The 17,288-nt window shown below is 61.2% G+C and carries 17 protein-coding genes; 5 read left to right on the top strand and 12 right to left on the bottom strand.

Going from position 1 to position 17,288, the window contains the following annotated elements; translation table 11 throughout:
* Positions 1 to 39: 39 nt before the first annotated feature.
* A complete protein-coding gene (locus tag AACW87_RS04570; protein WP_043555822.1) occupies positions 40 to 1,443 on the bottom strand; it encodes a DEAD/DEAH box helicase in 1,404 nt (467 codons plus the stop codon).
* A gap of 322 nt (positions 1,444 to 1,765) precedes the next feature.
* On the opposite strand from AACW87_RS04570, the gene AACW87_RS04565 reads away from it, so the two are divergent.
* A complete protein-coding gene (locus AACW87_RS04565) occupies positions 1,766 to 2,611 on the top strand; it encodes a substrate-binding periplasmic protein (RefSeq protein ID WP_241326681.1) in 846 nt (281 codons plus the stop codon).
* A 117-nt stretch (positions 2,612 to 2,728) separates the two neighbouring features.
* Here the strand turns inward: AACW87_RS04565 and aroC are convergent, their stop codons facing one another.
* Both aroC and prmB read right to left on the bottom strand, forming a co-directional pair.
* The gene (gene aroC / locus AACW87_RS04560) at positions 2,729 to 3,817 is read right to left on the bottom strand and encodes a chorismate synthase (protein WP_043555824.1); all 1,089 of its coding nucleotides are present in this window, start codon (positions 3,815 to 3,817) and stop codon (positions 2,729 to 2,731) included.
* A 16-nt stretch (positions 3,818 to 3,833) separates the two neighbouring features.
* Positions 3,834 to 4,769: a 50S ribosomal protein L3 N(5)-glutamine methyltransferase gene (gene prmB, locus AACW87_RS04555; protein ID WP_043142017.1), complete on the bottom strand. Its 936-nt coding sequence runs from the start codon at positions 4,767 to 4,769 to the stop codon at positions 3,834 to 3,836.
* Positions 4,770 to 4,834: 65 nt separating this feature from the next.
* Between prmB and smrB the strand changes: the two genes are divergently transcribed.
* Positions 4,835 to 5,359, top strand: a complete 525-nt coding sequence (gene smrB / locus AACW87_RS04550) for an endonuclease SmrB (protein ID WP_005315464.1) — start codon at positions 4,835 to 4,837, stop codon at positions 5,357 to 5,359.
* 160 nt (positions 5,360 to 5,519) lie between these two features.
* On the opposite strand, the gene AACW87_RS04545 is transcribed toward smrB, so the two are convergent.
* The 7 genes from AACW87_RS04545 to AACW87_RS04515 all read right to left on the bottom strand — a co-directional run bounded on the left by AACW87_RS04545 (position 5,520) and on the right by AACW87_RS04515 (position 12,002).
* Complete coding sequence (locus tag AACW87_RS04545) at positions 5,520 to 5,930, bottom strand: SRPBCC domain-containing protein (RefSeq protein ID WP_241326680.1); 411 nt, start codon at positions 5,928 to 5,930, stop codon at positions 5,520 to 5,522.
* A 318-nt stretch (positions 5,931 to 6,248) separates the two neighbouring features.
* Positions 6,249 to 6,851, bottom strand: a complete 603-nt coding sequence (locus tag AACW87_RS04540) for a histidine phosphatase family protein (protein ID WP_241326679.1) — start codon at positions 6,849 to 6,851, stop codon at positions 6,249 to 6,251.
* Positions 6,852 to 6,896: 45 nt separating this feature from the next.
* Positions 6,897 to 7,295 carry a GFA family protein gene (locus tag AACW87_RS04535; protein ID WP_241278690.1) on the bottom strand — a complete coding sequence of 133 codons (399 nt, stop codon included), beginning with the start codon at positions 7,293 to 7,295 and terminating at the stop codon, positions 6,897 to 6,899.
* Between the two features lie 186 nt (positions 7,296 to 7,481).
* Positions 7,482 to 7,931, bottom strand: coding sequence for a GNAT family N-acetyltransferase (locus AACW87_RS04530; RefSeq protein ID WP_241278689.1), 450 nt, complete (start codon positions 7,929 to 7,931; stop codon positions 7,482 to 7,484).
* 65 nt (positions 7,932 to 7,996) lie between these two features.
* Positions 7,997 to 8,368, bottom strand: a complete 372-nt coding sequence (locus AACW87_RS04525) for a VOC family protein (RefSeq protein ID WP_241278688.1) — start codon at positions 8,366 to 8,368, stop codon at positions 7,997 to 7,999.
* Between the two features lie 628 nt (positions 8,369 to 8,996).
* Positions 8,997 to 10,448, bottom strand: a complete 1,452-nt coding sequence (locus AACW87_RS04520; RefSeq protein ID WP_241326678.1) for a chitinase — start codon at positions 10,446 to 10,448, stop codon at positions 8,997 to 8,999.
* A gap of 324 nt (positions 10,449 to 10,772) precedes the next feature.
* Positions 10,773 to 12,002 carry a methyltransferase gene (locus AACW87_RS04515; RefSeq protein WP_241326697.1) on the bottom strand — a complete coding sequence of 410 codons (1,230 nt, stop codon included), beginning with the start codon at positions 12,000 to 12,002 and terminating at the stop codon, positions 10,773 to 10,775.
* A 241-nt stretch (positions 12,003 to 12,243) separates the two neighbouring features.
* On the opposite strand from AACW87_RS04515, the gene AACW87_RS04510 reads away from it, so the two are divergent.
* Positions 12,244 to 12,822 carry a PhnA domain-containing protein gene (locus tag AACW87_RS04510; RefSeq protein WP_241326677.1) on the top strand — a complete coding sequence of 193 codons (579 nt, stop codon included), beginning with the start codon at positions 12,244 to 12,246 and terminating at the stop codon, positions 12,820 to 12,822.
* A 433-nt stretch (positions 12,823 to 13,255) separates the two neighbouring features.
* Here the strand turns inward: AACW87_RS04510 and AACW87_RS04505 are convergent, their stop codons facing one another.
* Positions 13,256 to 14,254 carry a Wadjet anti-phage system protein JetD domain-containing protein gene (locus AACW87_RS04505; protein WP_241326676.1) on the bottom strand — a complete coding sequence of 333 codons (999 nt, stop codon included), beginning with the start codon at positions 14,252 to 14,254 and terminating at the stop codon, positions 13,256 to 13,258.
* Positions 14,255 to 14,510: 256 nt separating this feature from the next.
* Here AACW87_RS04505 and AACW87_RS04500 point away from each other — a divergent pair, with 256 nt between their 5' ends.
* Positions 14,511 to 15,800 (top strand): lipase family alpha/beta hydrolase, encoded by a 1,290-nt coding sequence (locus tag AACW87_RS04500; RefSeq protein ID WP_241326675.1) that lies wholly within the window; start codon positions 14,511 to 14,513, stop codon positions 15,798 to 15,800.
* Between the two features lie 87 nt (positions 15,801 to 15,887).
* Here the strand turns inward: AACW87_RS04500 and AACW87_RS04495 are convergent, their stop codons facing one another.
* Positions 15,888 to 16,805, bottom strand: coding sequence for a PhzF family phenazine biosynthesis protein (locus AACW87_RS04495; RefSeq protein WP_241326674.1), 918 nt, complete (start codon positions 16,803 to 16,805; stop codon positions 15,888 to 15,890).
* Positions 16,806 to 17,029: 224 nt separating this feature from the next.
* Between AACW87_RS04495 and AACW87_RS04490 the strand changes: the two genes are divergently transcribed.
* Positions 17,030 to 17,233 (top strand): hypothetical protein, encoded by a 204-nt coding sequence (locus tag AACW87_RS04490; RefSeq protein ID WP_241326673.1) that lies wholly within the window; start codon positions 17,030 to 17,032, stop codon positions 17,231 to 17,233.
* Positions 17,234 to 17,288 lie beyond the last annotated feature (55 nt).

Here is a 17,288-nt window from a genome sequence, read left to right as displayed (position 1 = left end):
ATATCAACCTGTGACGCTGGGAGGTGTTACCTCAGTCACTTACTGGTTGTGGGTAGCGCGACGGGGGCGGCGAGCCTGGGCCGGTTTGCCGGCGCCATCGGCCGGACGCTGTCCGCCCTGCGGCTTGGGCTTGCCACCGTTACCGGTGCGGGCACCGCCGGCGTTGCCGCCATTGGCGGAGCGACCGGCGCCCTGACGCTGGCCCTGACCCTGAGGACGCGGCGCAACACGGCGCTGCTCGCTCGGATCACGGGGCTCTTTGCGCAGCGGCGCGCCTATACCACGGGCGATGTTGTCCAGGGTTTCGCGGGAGGCTTCGAAGCCGGCCACCTGCTCGCACGGGATGTTCTGCTTGGTCAGACGCTCGATGGCTTTGATAAGCTTGCCTTCATCAGCCGCGACCAGGGAGATGGCGTGACCGGCGGCACCGGCACGACCGGTACGACCGATACGGTGTACATAGTCTTCCGCCACGTTGGGCAGCTCGAAGTTGACCACTTGCGGCAACTTGTCGATGTCCAGACCACGGGCGGCGATGTCGGTCGCAACCAGCACCTTGACGCTACCTTCCTTGAAACCGGCCAGAGCACGGGTTCGGGCACCCTGGCTCTTGTTGCCGTGGATGGCGGCGGCGCTGACGCCGTTCTTGTCGAGGGTCTCGGCAACACGGTTGGCCATGTGCTTGGTACGGGTGAACACCAGTACCTGCTGCCAGTCGTTGCTGGTGACCAGATGGCTCAGCAGACCGATCTTGTTGGCCTTGTCGCACGGGTGAACCAGCTGCTCGATGCGCTCGGCCGTGCTGTTGCGCGGCGCCACTTCGATCACGGCCGGGTTGTTGAGCAGGCCGGTGGCCAGCTCGCGGATCTCGTCGGCGAAGGTCGCGGAGAAGAGCAGGTTCTGACGCTGCTTGGGCATCAGGGCCAGGATCTTGCGGATGTCGCGGATGAAGCCCATGTCGAGCATGCGATCCGCTTCGTCCAGCACCAGGATCTCGACTTCGTCGAACTTGACGGCGTTCTGGTTGTAGAGGTCCATCAGGCGGCCCGGGCAGGCAACCAGCACGTCCAGACCACGGCGAGTCGCCATCATCTGCGGGTTGATGCTGACACCGCCGAAGACCACGTGGCTGCGCATCGGCAGATGTTTGCCGTAGTTGCGCACGCTCTCGCCCACCTGGGCGGCCAGCTCACGAGTCGGGGTCAGTACCAGGGCGCGGATCCGGTTGGGAGAAACTTTACGCTTGCTCTCCATCAGACGCTGCAGCATCGGCAGGGTAAAGCCTGCGGTCTTGCCGGTCCCTGTTTGGGCCGCCGCCATCAGGTCGCGACCAGCCAGAACGGCGGGGATCGCTTGCAGCTGAATGGGAGACGGGGTGTCGTAGCCTTGCTCGGCAACGGCACGCAACAAGGGTTCGGCCAGACCGAGGGAAGAAAAACTCATAATTACCTGCTAGGGATAGTGGCGCCGGGGATTTGTGGTGGGGCTCCTCTGCTGAGCCGATGCCATCTCACAAGTTCTGGGCCTATTGAGAAAACAACGATTTCCCCGGGGAGCAGAGCAAAGGGGAAAGAATAGAGGCGCAGTCTAACGGAGTTGCCGTGGATAAACGAGAGAAATGTGATGTTCATCCCAGCGCGAACCGAAAAAGTGGGTCACCTTCCCGCTCGCAGATCCTGCCTCAGAACTCATTCGAATCAGGCTATGCTTGATGCCAGCAACAGACGACCATCATTTCAGTCCCCGAACAAGGAGGTTCAGGCTCATGGCTGCACATATCACAAGCAAGTGTCGTCGCTGGCGTCAGGCAGGCCTGCTGCTGCTGGCACTGGGCCTGAGCCTGCCGCTCGGGGCCAAGACCAGGCTGTCGGTGGCCTGGGGCCACTGGCCGCCCTTTAGCTACATCAACCCTCAAGGATCGCTGGATGGGCTGGATGTGACCCTGACCCGCCAGATCCTGAGCCAGGCCGGGCTGGAGGCGCGCTTTCGCAACCTGCCCTGGGCCCGGGCCCTGCACCTGATCAAGCAGCAACAGCTGGATCTGGCCATGGGAGCGCTCGATACCCCGGATCGGCGCGAGTTCGCCCGCTTCTCGGCCCCCTACCGGCGCAGTACCTTCGTGCTGCTGAGCCACAACCCCATTCCGGGCCATGCCGATCCCTGGCAAGGCATCCAGAGCCTCCCCGCCCTGTGCCAGCAGACGCAACTGCATCTGGGCAAGCTGCGTGGCACCCGCCCCACCCAGCGGATGGCGCACTGCCCGGCCCTCAAGGGCGCCAACGACTACAACACCGACGACAGGTTGATCGAGCTGCTGCTGGCTCGTCGCCTGGATGGGGTCATCATGGAGTGGCAATACGCGCGTTATCGGCTGCAACAGCTGGGGGCGGATGGCTTCATCCGCTGCCAGTTGTTGCTGCACCATCAGCCGGTCAGCCTGATGTTTGCCAAAGAGGCGGTGAGCGAGGCAGAGCTCGCCCGGGTCAATGACGCCATCGCCGCCCTTCCCTCGCCCGGCAGCGGCTTTGCCCCGCCTCCATGCCGGTTTGACAATCCAGAGAGTGAGGAAGCCGCGCCCAGACCAGACACGGCCCAGGCCCGTCAGCCCTAGGCGGCGAGATCCATAAAAAAGGCGACCCTGGGGTCGCCTTTTTGCGCTGCCTGTGACTGCGTCATTGCGTATTTTTCTGCGCCACCGTTCGATCAGTTGGCGGGGTAGGCAGGCCGATCAGCGCAACTGGGGCGTATGGGTCAGCACACCCTGATTCTGGGCTCGATGGCGCAGCAGGTGATCCATCAACACCAGCGCCAGCATGGCTTCGGCGATGGGCACGGCGCGGATGCCGACACAAGGATCGTGACGACCCTTGGTGATCATCTCGATAGCCTCGCCCTCGGTATTGATGGTCTTGCCCGGCACTGTGATGCTGGAGGTGGGTTTGAGCGCCATGCTCACCACAATATCCTGACCGGACGAAATCCCGCCCAGAATACCGCCCGCATGGTTGCTGGCAAAGCCGGCCGGGGTCATCTCGTCGCGATGTTCGGAGCCTTTTTGCTCCACCACGGCAAAGCCGTCGCCTATCTCCACCCCTTTCACGGCATTGATGCCCATCATGGCGTGGGCTATGTCGGCATCGAGCCGGTCGAACACCGGCTCGCCCAGGCCCACCGGCACCTTGCTGGCAATGACCTGTACCTTGGCACCGACACTGTTGCCCTCTTTTTTCAGGTCACGCATGTACTGATCGAGCGCCTCCAGCTTGCCCGCATCGGGGAAGAAGAAGGGGTTCTGCTCAATCTGCGCCGCATCGAACGCCTCGGCCTTGATGGGGCCGAGCTGGGAAAGGAAGCCGGTGATCTCGATGCCGTGCATCTGCTTGAGATACTTCTTGGCGATGGCCCCCGCCGCCACCCGCATGGCGGTCTCACGGGCGGAGGAGCGACCGCCGCCCCGATAATCCCGCTGACCATATTTCTGGTGGTAGGTGTAATCGGCATGGCCCGGGCGGAACACATCCTTGATGTCGGAGTAGTCCTTGGAGCGCTGATCGGTATTTTCGATGAGCAGCCCGATGGAGGTGCCCGTGGTCTTGCCCTCGAACACTCCGGAGAGGATCTTCACCTCATCCGGTTCACGGCGTGGCGTGGTGTAACGGGAGGTGCCGGGCTTGCGCCGATCCAGATCTCCCTGCAGATCCGCTTCGCTTATCTCGAGCCCGGGCGGGCAGCCGTCGACCACGGCGCCCAGCGCCAGGCCGTGGCTCTCGCCAAAAGTGGTGACCCGAAAGAGTTGGCCAAAACTGTTCCCTGCCATGGGTGCTCCTTGCTGCTTAGCTCTTGTAAATCGCGAAATGGTCCCGGTATTGCTCCAGCTCGGCCCTGGTCATCACGAACACGCCGTGACCACCGTTCTCGAACTCGACCCAGGTAAAGGGCACTTCCGGGAACTGGGCTTCCAGGTGGATCATGCTGTTGCCCACCTCGACCACCAGCACGCCATCATCCTTGAGGAAGTCGGCGGCATTGGCCAACAGGCGCTTGGTGAGCTTGAGGCCATCCGAGCCGGAGGCCAGCGCGAGTTCCGGCTCGTGACGAAACTCCTCCGGCAGATCCGACATATCTTCGGAATCTACATAGGGCGGGTTGGAGACGATGAGATCGTACTTGTCACCGGCGGGCAGATCGCGCATCAGATCGGAGCGGATCGGAATGACCTGCTGCTCCAGACCGTGATCGGTGATGTTGCGCTCGGCCACGTTCAGCGCATCCACGCTGATGTCGATGGCGTCCACTTCCGCATCCGGGAATTCGTGAGCCATGATGATGGCGATGCAACCGGAACCGGTACAGAGATCCATGATCCGGGTCGGCTCATGCTTGAGGAAGGGGGCGAAGCGGTTGGCCACCATCTCGGCGATGGGGGAGCGCGGGATCAGCACCCGCTCGTCCACGTAGAACTCCCAACCGGCATACCAGGCCTTGTTGGTCAGGTAGGCGGCCGGCACGCGCTCCTGCACGCGGCGAATGATGAGCTCGGCGATGCGATGACGCTCGCTGGTGGTCAGACGGGAGTGGCGCATGCCCGGATCCGCGTCCGGCGGCAGATGTAGCGCGGGCAGTACCAGCTGCACGGCCTCATCCCAGGCGTTGTCGGTACCATGTCCGTAGAAGATCCCGGCGTCGTTGAAACGACTCATGGCCCAGCGCAACATGTCCTGGATGGTGTGCATCTCGGCAACCACCTCATCGATAAATATCTTGTCCAAATCCACCTCCAAGTCGAGTAATATCCGGCCCGAGAAACCTATATAGCGAGCAAGACGAGTACCTGATGAAAAAAACGCCCTCACCGACGATCGAGGAAAGCCTGCTGTTTCGCGATGCTGTCAAAGGTACCCGGAAAATTAAGCAAGATACCATAAGGGCCGACCTGCGCCCGGTCAAGCAGAAACGCGAACTGCGTGAAAGCCGCGAAAAGCTTGGGGTTGGCCACTTTTTCAGCGACGAGTACCAGCCCCATCTGGACGAGGATGGCCCGACCCGTTACGTGCGTGACGATGTGTCAAAATTCGAGCTGAAGAAGCTCAAACGCGGCATCTATCCGCCGGAGATTTATCTGGATCTGCACGGCATGAACCAGAACCAGGCAAAGCAGGAGCTGGCCGCCCTGCTCACCCTCTGCCAGAAAGAGAACATCCACGTCGCCTCCGTGATGCACGGCATCGGCAAACACATCCTCAAGCAGCGGATCCCGAGCTGGCTGGCCCAGCACCCCAATGTGCGCGCCTTTCATCAGGCCCCCCGCGAATGGGGCGGCGACAGCGCCATCCTAGTGCTGCTGGATATAGAAGAGTAAACGGCCACAGACAAAGGGTGATAACACCCCTGCCGATAGCGCCACCTTGATGCCCCTTGCCATCAGTGCCTGCCGCCTGCATCACACACTTGGGCTCATGTCCTAATAAAAAACCACCGCTGCCCGCCGGTGGTTTTTTATTGGCCTGGCCGGATCTGCGTCAGCCCGCCGCCTCCACGTAGTGTTTGAAGTTGTTCAAAATGCCCTGCCAGCCCGCTTGCTGCTGTTCACGGCTATGCGCAGACTCGGCATCAAAGTCCAGGCTCACCAGGGTGGCACCTTGCTCCTCGACGAAGCGCACATCCACAGCCCGTCCGTCATCCATCACATAGGCAAGCCGGGTCGGTGCCTCGACCAGGGTGAAGGTGCCCTCGAAATCGAAGGCGGCACTGCCATCCCTGGCCGCCATGTGATGACAGAAACGACCACCCACCACCAGATCGACCCGGCTGCGCGTGGTGTGCCACTCATCGGAGGCGGCATTCCATTTGACGACACAGTCCGGGTCATTCCAGGCCCACCAGACGGCGTCTATCTCCTGCTCGATACGCGCATCAATGCTGATCTTCATCCCTCTCTCCTTGCCTCGATTGACATCCCTTGCCAGCGCTGGCCTCGACACCGAGACCGCCTCTCCAAACACAGCTGGCGACGTGTGCGATACCCAAGTCAACAGAGTAAAGCCCAGCCACGCCCCCTGAGCCAGTCACCCCCGCCACGGCTTGACTCACGCCATTGCGGATCCTGACGCATGGTATGATTGGTGGAAAAACGCCCACACTGTACTGAATATCAACGTGTTATTCGCAGTGGAGGTTGCATGTTCATACAGGGACATCAAGTCGTCTCTCGATGCCATCGGCGCCGCTTCGACGAGCTGGTGAAGCGCTCAATCTTGCAGGCTCGGACGACTGAAACGTATCAGTGGCCCGCTCGATGCGTGCACCACGACCAAGCTGCCACCGTTAGACAATTGCCAGTCGAAAAAATCGGAGAATCCCGTGGTCGTGAGGGCGCGGATCACTTTTGCCACCACCCCGTGCGCCACCAGCAAGACCCGCTCGCCCTGCGCCTCCTCGGCAAGCCTGGTCAACCCCAGTGACACCCGCACAATCACGGCATCCAGCGACTCTCCTTCCGGGGGCGCTGCTGTCCAGCGCCGGGTAATATTGCGCGCCCACAGCTCGGGATAACGCTCCTTCGCCTCTGCCTGGGTCAGCCCTTCAAATACCCCCACATGACGTTCACGAAAGGCGGGCACTATCCGGGCAGGCAGCGCCAGCGTGCGCGAGACAAGTTCAGCACTCTGCCTTGCCCGCAGCAGAGGCGAGGTCAGCAACCGCTGAAACGGCGCCTCCGTCGCCGCGATCAGCTGCACCAATCTGGCAACTTGCGCAACTCCCGTGTCGTTCAGCCCGACATCCAGCGCCCCCAGATAACGCCCCTCGGCATTGGCCTGGGTCTCACCATGGCGGATCACCACCAGTTCCATCATTTGTCCTTGTCTGTCAACGTCATCGCATCAGCACCTTTCTCATCAGGGCTTGGGCGCAAACTGCTCGAACACCTGCTGGCCGGTCAGGGTGGGCGTCTCGTTCTTCAACTCGTAGAAGTCTGGCTTCTCATCGATGAAGATCTGGCTCGCCAGCTGAAAATCGTCCCGCTGGAAGAGGCCGGCCGGCACTATGTATTCATCCGTCGGCAGCAGGTGATAGAAGAGGTGGGTGCCGCAGGTGGGGCAAAAGCCGCGCTCCGCCCATTCCGAGGAGCGATAGGCCACAGGCGCCATCCCGCTGAAACGCACGTCCTTGCCGCAGTGCACCGCAAACAGGGGACCGCCGGACCAGCGCCGGCAGGTGGTGCAGTGGCAGAGGTTGACCTCCTGATGATCCCCGCTCGACACCAGGATCCCGCCGCACAAACAATGTCCTTGCATAACGCCTCCCTGACAAAATGGATCCAAGCCGTTCTTCGGCCATATTTCGCATCAGATGAGTACCACGCCTGTCGCGCCCTCGCCATTAACTGCCTCACAAAACACGGCACTGATCCAGCCTGTGCACTGCATCTGGGGTGGTGCTGCCTCTCCCCAAAGAGGGACGCGTTCACCACAGCCTGCTCGTTACCCATCATCTCGCAAGCATTTTTTGAAACGCATCTCTCCCTCCTTCTGAATGCCATCCTCCATCCAGCCAAGGTGGCGATAAAAACCGTTGGCCCTGACCCGGAGATCCGCATCGGTCAGCAGCCACACCTCGGTGCACCCTTCGGCACTGAGCCAGCATTCGGCAGCCTGCATCAAGCGGCGCCCCAGCCCCCTGCCCTCATGACTCTGGCGCACAAACAGGGCAAATATGGTGGCGTCACCGGCCTCTGCCATCGCAAACGCCACCACCTGGTCCCCATCACAGGCCACCCAGCCTCGCCCGCTTCCGGTGAGCATGCCGGGCAAGGTGGCGGGGGTGATCCCCACTGCGGCCAGCTCCAGGAGGGACATCTGGTTCTCTCGCACACTGGTACGCACCTCGAACATCGCCGGGACATCCGCCGGGGTAGCAATACGTATCGTCATAACACCTGCTTGTCTGTGCCGAGCCGGACCCCGTTTGGCCTGCCCAGCATGAATGAATGTTTGCGTCAGCGTCTGGCCGTTTCCTGCAGGGCGATCCGGTTGCCCTCGGGATCCTGAAATTCAGCCACCCTGATGATGTCGCCAACCCGGGTAACGGGATACAGACTGTTGGCACCGGCCAACAAGGCGCTGGCCATCACCTGCTCGATATCGGTCACCACCAGATAAATCCGCGTGCCATCCAGACTCGGAACATATGTCTCTCCCCTGGCCAGGGCACCGGAACACCCCTCGCTCCCTTCCGAGAGCGGGAACAACGCCATCTCGTTGCCATCTATCTCCGCTCGCTCGAACGTGATGCCAAATACGCGGGAGTAAAACCCGATGGCTCGCGTCATATCCGTTACCGGAATTTCAAAATGCATGGCGATATTCATTGTGTGGCCCCTCCTTGTTTATCCCGATTCTGCCCGCGCATCATCAAGGCCCATGTCCGATATAGCCACCTGTTTCTCAATCCACAGAGTGAGAGGCTGGCACACGACAAGATCACGCCATTATGCCGCGCCATATAGTGCAATGGATATTGTTCCAGGCACATTCTGCCAAACGAAACAGCCATGAAAATAGGCTTGATGACGGTGGAGATAAATTTCCCTGCCCCAGGTTATCGAGTGTTGGCGCGCGATAACAAGAGGCCTGCATGATGGCTGCCAGTCATCGCATCACGCTGAATGAGCAGCCATTCGTCAATATTTATGGCATCCAACCCACATCGCCAGACCAGCAAACGGCCTTTCGCCCACATATATCGCCAACAGGGAGCACCATAAGATGCCGGATATGAACAGAGGATAAATAAACCGTCTTCTTCAGGGCGAAGTCATCTCTTGATAAGCGGGAGGTGCAAGCATGGCAATTCATCTTCTGCCTAGCTGAATAAATGGCCTCTATAAGATGCAAGGGGGAGGCAATAAGCCTCCCCCTTTCCTTTTCGTTCAGCCAGATATATGAAGGATCCGTGGTACAAATCTCGTTAGCCCAGGTGATGGAGCCAAGCCCTCCTTACCTGGTCGGCACCAGCGCCCAGGGATCGCCCTTGCCGGGTTCATTGCCCTGAGTCCACCACTTTGCCTGATAAATGGCACCCTTGTAGCTGACCTTGGCCCCCGCCGTATAGACGGCGGTCGCGCTCCAGGCCGGCGCGTCCCCGATCGGCGGATCGACCGGATCCACGGGGGCCGGATCCAGCTTGGCCACCACCCGCACCTTGGGCCAGTTGGCATGGGAGCCGTAGAAGTTGGTCACACACTTCTCGTAATCCCCCGGCACCAGGGCCGAATAGGCGGTCTGAAACCCCACCAGCTCACATTCGAAGGAGTAACCGCCGGGTCTGTCCGGGTAGTACTTCCAGTTGCCATCCCAGTTGGTATAAAGCACATCGGTGGCGCCATTCAGATTCAGGCTGCCATAAGGGGTCTGCTGCCAGCAGGTGTTCTTCTCGTCGGCCTTGACGGGGATCTGGTAATGCTCGGCCAGCCCCTCCCAATAACGGATCCGGTTGACCGGCTGGCCCTTGTCCTTGTTCTGTTCACCACACTCTATGCCACCGTTGATGACGTTGATGGTGGTGCCAAAGCCGTAGCCGATGCCCGCCGCTATTTCGCGCTGGGAAGGCACCCAGGTGCGATCGATCACGTGCAGCATGGCAGGCTTGGGGGCCTGGGGGGTGAGGAAGAACCAGATGGCGGACGCCAGATTCAGCCAGGAGTCGGCGACCCGCCCCGGATCGCTCAGCAGCACCGAGGCATCACCCGCAAACATGGCCTCGGAGAAGGCGCCGTAGTTGAAGTGATAAGAGAGCTGCTTTGCGCCGCGTCCGAAATAGCCCTGCCCCGTGCTGCAGGGCCACTTCTTGTTCTGCCAGTCATTCTGGCCGCAACCCGTGGTGTAACCCGCCTGCCCCTCTGACCACCCCATTTCGCGCACATGCACCAGCGCCTGTTGCCACTCCTCCAGCGCCAGCGGATTGTCGGATATATTGTTCTTGCTGATATGCCCGCCCGTCTCCTGGGCAAAATGGGCGAAGGCCGTCACTATGGATTTTTTGCAGATGGCATCCGAATCCCGGCCATCGGTATATTCACCACAAAAAGCCGGGAATTTACCTATGGCCCGCAAGAAGCGTTCATAGGTATATTCAGGTGCCGCCATCTGGGTTAAATATTCCCAGTCCGATTCCGTGAATACCCGCTCGACCCGTTTGACGTTATCCGGGTTGCTGGCCGCTCTTGGTATGATGGCATCGACAATATTATTGGGCCGTGTCGCCAATGCTTTTGACCAGACCCCGTACATGGGATTGGCTGTCTTTGATTTTTCAACTGCCGCCAGATCCGGTGCGGCAATCACATATCCACCGGTATTTTGTGGATCGGGCTGAATATTCATGGCGGCATAGCTTGGAAATGCGCAGGCAGCAGCAACCAGCCAGGCGCATTGCGTGGGTTTGAACATGGGGCACAGTCCTTGTCTCGGAAAAGTTCATCCCGAGAATAGGCCTTTTTATAACTAAATTCTCATCAAAAATTAAGAAATAAAACGGATCTGTGAGCCATTTCACTCTCTGGGCGCAACGCCATAAAATGCGTAAAAAACAGATATTCTGAATTGCGCAGTGTGCGCCGTGATATGCCTTGTAAAAGCTGATGAAAAATATTAGCAACCCGCATCTTGCCGTGGCCCATCCCATGATGGGCCACATCACACATCGATGGGGTCAATCACCCGGCAGGATAGGAACTGCCCGGCTGGCCGCCGGGCATTCCAGAGGGATCTCACTCATGCCTGCGCAGAGCGCACGGCACGGATCAAGATATTGCGGGGGGTCATGGGTTTGTCGCAAAACTCGCCCACTTCCACCCGGTAGCCCTGCTCTTGCAGGAAGAGCGCCCGATCGAGCGCCAACCAGATCTCGAGCGGTCGGCGGAACAGATGACGCACCAGCTCCATGCGGGCGACATCGCCATAACGGGCCTCCCCCATGGCCAGAAAAGCGGCAAGATCCATCCCCGTCGGCAGGGCTATCCCCTTGCGCTCGGCCGCCCATTCACAAAACGCCTCGAAGCTGCCGGTGAGCAGGCTTTTTTGCATATTGGGCACCGGCAGGTATTCGTTCACTCCGCGCACCTGGCGCTGCAGGCAGTCAAACCCGAGCCGCCACACCACCTCCAGCTCGCGCAGGCGCGAGATGCGGGCCCCGGCGGTCACCGTCTCCTGCAGCGGCAGCCTCAGATCCGCCTTGGCCAGCTGCAGCTCGCTGGCCCGGGCGGCGGTGGACAAGGGGACATAGTGAGTGCCGCGGATCAGGTGATAGCAGCAAGGGGATATGGTCACCCCCTGGGCGCCGCGCTCGGCCACCAGCGCCAGCAGATGGGTGTGCAGCTCGCCGCAGGCGTGCAGCGCCATGGCATGGTGTTCGGTAGCGAGCAGCTGGCCGGCATCGGCCGCAAAGGCATCCGCCTGCACAAACTGCATGCGGGCCCCGTCACGGGCCGCCAGCCGACGCCCCTCCTCACAGAGCGGGCCTTGCAGCTCCAGGCTCAGGATCTCTGCCCGGCGATGCAGGGAGACCAGCCGCCCCAGGTGTCCCTTGCCCGCGCACCACTCCAGATAAGGGCCTTGATGGGGTGGCAGGCAGCCGGTAAAGGCCTCTATCTGCGCCTGCTTGCGACCCGGCATGTGCATCGCCATCTCCTTGGCGCACTGGATGGGCTCGGGGCTGAATAGCGCGAGCTCACTCAGGGCATGCAGCGTCTTCCCCGCCGGGATCCAGGGGGCGAGCAGGTCGCACAACGCCCCCATGTCGCCATCGAGTCGATTGATCTGTTCAAGGGGCATGGCGTTGAGCTGTGCGGCCAGCGCGGGGGCCTCGTCGGCGAAGGCCAGGTTCAGGTGATGATAGGGTTGGTATTGCCACCAGCGCCGGGTCTCGGTCAGCAATCTATCCAGTTGTTGAAAACGTTGAGCCAGCACGCTTGCCCCTGCCTTGCAGTCAAAAAAGAGGCTTATTCTAGCGATCCCTCCCCAAAAAGCACTCGCCAATGCGGGGCATTTGCCACGAAGCTGGGCTTGGGCCTGACCGGCGGCTTGACCCCGACAAGCCGCCGTGAGCGCAAGTGTCAAGCTGGCAAACGACCCGGAGCCCGGGCGTTGGCCTGACAAAGATAGGGGTTTTATGCTATATTCCGCCCCCTCTTTACCCTGGTTCGCTCAAGGCGGGCCATTTTACCAACATGAATGGAACCAAAACATGACCATCAATGCCATCCTGCAAGCGCGCGCGGGCGCCAAGTGTGAACTGTGCGGCGCCGAACAGGCACTGACTGCCTTCGCTGTGCCCCACTCACCGGCCAGCGATGATGATCACAGCCTTGCCCTGTGTGACACCTGCCGTGGCCAGCTGGAGCAGCCGGACACCACAGTGGTCAATCACTGGCGTTGCCTGGGCGACAGCATGTGGAGCCAGGTTCCCGCCGTGCAGGTCATGGCGTGGCGTCAGCTGAAAGCCCTGTCCGGCCAGGGCGAAGTGTGGGCTCAGGACATGCTGGACATGATGTACATGGAAGACGAGACCAAGGCCTGGGCCGAAGCCGGCCAGGCTGGCGACGACGACGACAGCGTACCTACTATGGATTCCAACGGCGCCGTGCTGGTCGAAGGCGACTCGGTCACCTTGATCAAGGACCTGGACGTCAAGGGCGGCGGCTTCACCGCCAAGCGAGGCACCCTGGTCAAGGGCATCCGCCTGACCAACAACCCGCTGCACATCGAAGGCAAGGTCAACGGCGTGCAGATAGTGCTGGTCGCCGCCTACCTGAAAAAAGCCTGATAGAGTCCGGTTTGCAAGTGATACCAAGAGCGTCCCAAGGGGCGCTTTTTGGTGGCCGCGATATGCCGCACAAGCTCGCCCAACCTTGTTTGATGCCTACTGCAACCGAGCTCACTCGTAGCTAGCCCCCCTGTTTTTCCTCGGCACCCCGGTTGAAATGTGCTGTTTTCTTCGACAGAGGCTTGGCTCAGACGGCAACCTTGTGGCACTCTGGGACGTCGATGGACAGACTCACGGACACTCGAGGTGTCCCCACTGCAAAAGGAGCAACACAGATGGCCAAAGCCAGCAAGAAAGATATCAAGAAGAAGATCGCCGCACGCCTTGAGAAAATTGCCAAGCACGAAGGCAAGATCAAGAAGCTGAAAAAAGCCCTGAAATAAGGGCCGGCATGATAAAAAAACCGCCATCAGGCGGTTTTTTTATCACTCCATTAGTCGCAAGCCACCCCCAATGGCCATGACTGCCAACGTCTGGCCAGCACCAGCACCTCTTGCTCCAGCCACAACCCGTGTGCGATCAGATGCGTGAGTGCCTCTGCCAGCAGATCCCCTGGCCTGCCTGCCGTGGGAGCGGCGCCCCAGGGGATCTTGCCTCTGCTGGCCTGTTGCCCCTCAAGCTGACGGGTCAGAGGACGGGCATAGTGATGGATATACGCCATCAGCGTCTCGGGCAACCAGAGTGCCAGGGGCCGATGAATGGCCCCGGCCAGCTCGGTGGCAATGTCCAATCCCCGCTGATCCAGATCGCCAAAATGAGCCCAGGGCACAGCCGCCGGCAACAGCGGGATCACTTGCCGTGCCAGCCTGGTATTGCGGCCGGGTACATAGAGCAGCAGGTCCCCCGCTTGCAATGGGTAATCTACGAAGGCGCCCTTGTTCTCCACCGTGACTATCTGCCGCCCTTGCCACTCGATGCCCTGCAACCTGGCCAGGCTGCGCTCCGGCAAGGCCAGCTCTCCCAAGAGTGCCATCGGCGCCCTCATCTCGTGGCGCTGGCCATCCTGATCGATGAGTGACAACGGGCTCAGGGTACGCAGTCGGATCACCTCATCCTGCGTCAATGCTATGTCCATGGCAGCTTGATCCGGGTCTGTGTCACTGCGTGGATGCTTGCTGTCCCCATGCCAGAGGGCATGAAAACTGGCCTGATTGAGGCGCGAAGGCAAACTCACCCCAAGAGCCTGCACACTGCCGCGCATATCCGGCATCTGAGGTGTTGTGTGTGCCAGCTGCTTGGCAAGATAGTCGTGCCCAGCGGGGGTCAAGGTATGGCGAGCGCTGCGCCCCACCGGCTTGACGCCGCTCACCGCCTGCAACAGGGCAAGCAGCTCGCGGCCATGCTTGCTATCGAGTGAATACCCCTTCTCATCGGTGCCCTCCAGCAAACGGGCACAGAGATCCTGTACCCTGCGCTCATCAAACAGTGACATCTTCGCCTCCCTATTACGGTGCCATATGACCAAGTAGAGAGGATTTTGCTGCCCGTTACCGTGACCCGCCTCGCGCCAGAGGAAACGCACTCCCGCGGCACCCCGTGCAGCAAGGGGCCCTGCCCCGCAGGATCTGCCAGCGGCTTCACTGGTAAACCCGAGGCAAACACGGCAAGCTGGATGAGTCTGTGCCAGCCAGCACGCACCCAGTGGGTGCAAGCCTGCTTGCTGACACCATCTCCCTGAGGGCGGCCCCATGACCCAGTCGACAGAGCAACAGCCGGTTTCCTCCTGGCATCTTTCCGATATCCGCGAGCTGGCCCGCTTGCTCACCCAGGTCCTGCCTGCTGCCGTGCAGATCACCGAGGCCGTCCATCAGGCGGTGTTGAGTGGCATGGGGATCAGGGGCAAGGCCCAAGGGCAAACCCGGGGGATCACGGGTCTGGTCTACCAGGGGGTGCACGGCGCCGCCCATACCCTGAGTGGTGGCATCCATGCCCTGCTCACCCGCTTGCCGCCGACACCTCCCTTGCACCAGATCCCCGAGACGCCCAGGCGCGCCGCCCTGCTCGCCACCCTCAATGGTGTGATGGGAGACAAGCTGGTCGAGAGCCACAATGCCCTCGCTACCCCCATGACACTGCGCCATGACGGCCAGCCGCTGGACTGGCACGCCATGCCGTCAAGTCTGCCCGCCGGGGGCCGGGTGCTGCTGATGGTGCATGGTCTGTGCATGAACGATCTGCAGTGGCAGACCCAAATCAGGGGGAAGGACAAAGAAAAAACGCTCAACCATGGAGAGATGCTGGCCGGCGAGCTGGGCTATGTGCCCGTCTATGTGCGCTACAACTCGGGCCTGCCCGTTGCACAAAACGGGCGGGAGCTGGCCCGTCAACTGGAACGACTGGCAGCCCACTGGCCCGGCGGCATCGACGAGATCAGCGTGCTGGCCTACAGCATGGGCGGCTTGGTGATCCGCAGCGCCTGTCATCATGCCAGCCAGAGTGAGATGGGCTGGCCCGGCGTCCTGAAAAATATGGTGTTTCTCGGCACGCCCCATCATGGCGCCCCCCTTGAACACGCCGGTCACTGGCTGGAGCAGCTGCTGCCTGCCACCGCCTATACCCAGCCCTTCGTCAGGCTGGCACAACTGCGCAGCGCCGGCATCAAGGATCTACGCCACGGCAAGGTGATGGACTCGCCGTCCCCGCAGGGCGAACCGCACACCGTCTTGCCCGATCCTCGCTCCCCCTTGCCCCTGCCCGCCGGGGTGACCTGCTTCACCATAGCGGCCACCACGGCGGCCAAGCGCGGTCTGCTGGCTGATCGATTGATTGGCGATGGACTTGTGCCCCTGCGCAGCGCCCTCGGCCAGCATGACGAGGCACACCACCAGCTGGCATTCCCCCCTTCCCACTGCTGGATTGCCTATCGCACCAGCCATATGGCCCTGCTCGGCAGCCCGCAGGTAAGTCGTCAGCTGCTGCACTGGCTTACCGCTCACAAGGAGCAGAACCCGTCTGGGGAGCATGGCCAGAGCGCATAGTGGGTGCAATATGCCGAGAAACGCGCTGAGTTCGCTCCTGCACAAAGGAAAAAACCGCCAGTTGGCGGTTTTTTCATTGCGTGTCGCTCACATCAGGCGGGCCCGGCCGAACACCCTGATTGAGCTACCGGGTGCGGCCGGGATCTCGGCGTGCAGGTGTGACGCCATCCCCATGTCCTCCCCCTGAAAGAGATCTATGATGCCGCCGTGGGGCCAATGGATATCGCGCAGGTAACCGGCAAAGGCGGCGGTGGCCGCGCCTGTGGCGGGATCCTCATAGACGCCGCCATAGGCGAAGGGGTTGCGGGTATGAAACAGCTGATCCCGGGCTGCATGGGCCAGCAGTATGGTGACCAGCCCTTCCCTTTGCATCAGGGTTCGCCCCTGCGCCAGTTCATAGTGCATGGCCGAGAGCGCAGCCCGACTGTTCAGGGCCAGCACCAGGTGATCGGCGCCGCCATGGATAAGGGCCGGCGGAATACGGGGATCCAGATCTGCTGACGTATAACCAAACAGCGTCAGCGCGGCACTCACCAACTCGGCCGGGGCCGGCTTGCTGCGGGTCGGCGGCGATTGCAGCGCCGCCTGCCACTGCCCCTCCTCATCCTGCCAGCCCGACACCTTGATCTCGGTCTGATTGAGGTGCAATGCATACTCCCCTTCTCCAAAGCGCCGCGCCAGCGCCACACCCAGGGCGATTGTGGCATGGCCGCAGAAGGGCACCTCGGCCTCGGGGGAGAAGTAACGCACCCGCCACTCCCCAGACTCGACAGCTTGCCGGGCGGTCGCAGCCCCCCGGGGTGAGCCTGGTGGCCCAAGTGGCGACAAGGGCGCGGCGAAGGCCGTTTCCGAAAATCCCACCTGAGCGGCGATGCGTTGCATCTCCTCTGCCGCGGGCAAGCGAGGCCCTAGCCAGACACCGGCAGGATTCCCTCCTTGCTGCCCGTCAGAAAACGCGGCAATCCGCACCAACTCAGGCTCCAACGGGGAGGCTAGCTCCTTCATGACCACTCCTTGCTTGCGTGCTGAAAACCACTCTGGCGCCTGTTATGGGGGCCCCAAGCGAGGGACACTGGCAAATGCAGGCCATGCCCCCATATAAGATAAGTAGACCCAGCTTACCCGTTAAATTAAATGCCGCACAGGTGCCGCTTGGGCGCCGCGGATACAGACGATGGCAACTAGCCTTGTGATGCGTGTCTGTATACGGTCCTGCAGTGGAGAACCCTATGTATTCGTACACCCTCACCTTCAAGGAGGAGGTCGACAAGCTGACCGCCCCCGAACAGGAGATCAGCCTGCAGAGCCCCGCCCAGGCAGGCGACTTTATTATCCTCTCCGACGGCAGCCGCCATCAGGTGATGTTTGTCACCCACCGCGCCTACTACAGCAGCCTCTATCTCGACAAGGGGGTCAGGGTACCGCAGGGCTAGCGAAAGCCATCAGCCCCTTGCAGATAACAAAAGCGCGGCCCTTGGCCGCGCTTTG

The organism is Aeromonas sp. MR7, assembly GCF_963899385.1.
In the GTDB taxonomy this organism is placed as follows: domain Bacteria; phylum Pseudomonadota; class Gammaproteobacteria; order Enterobacterales; family Aeromonadaceae; genus Aeromonas; species Aeromonas bestiarum.
Note: the sequence above shows the minus strand (reverse complement) of the source record. Positions and strands in the feature narration are given on the sequence as shown.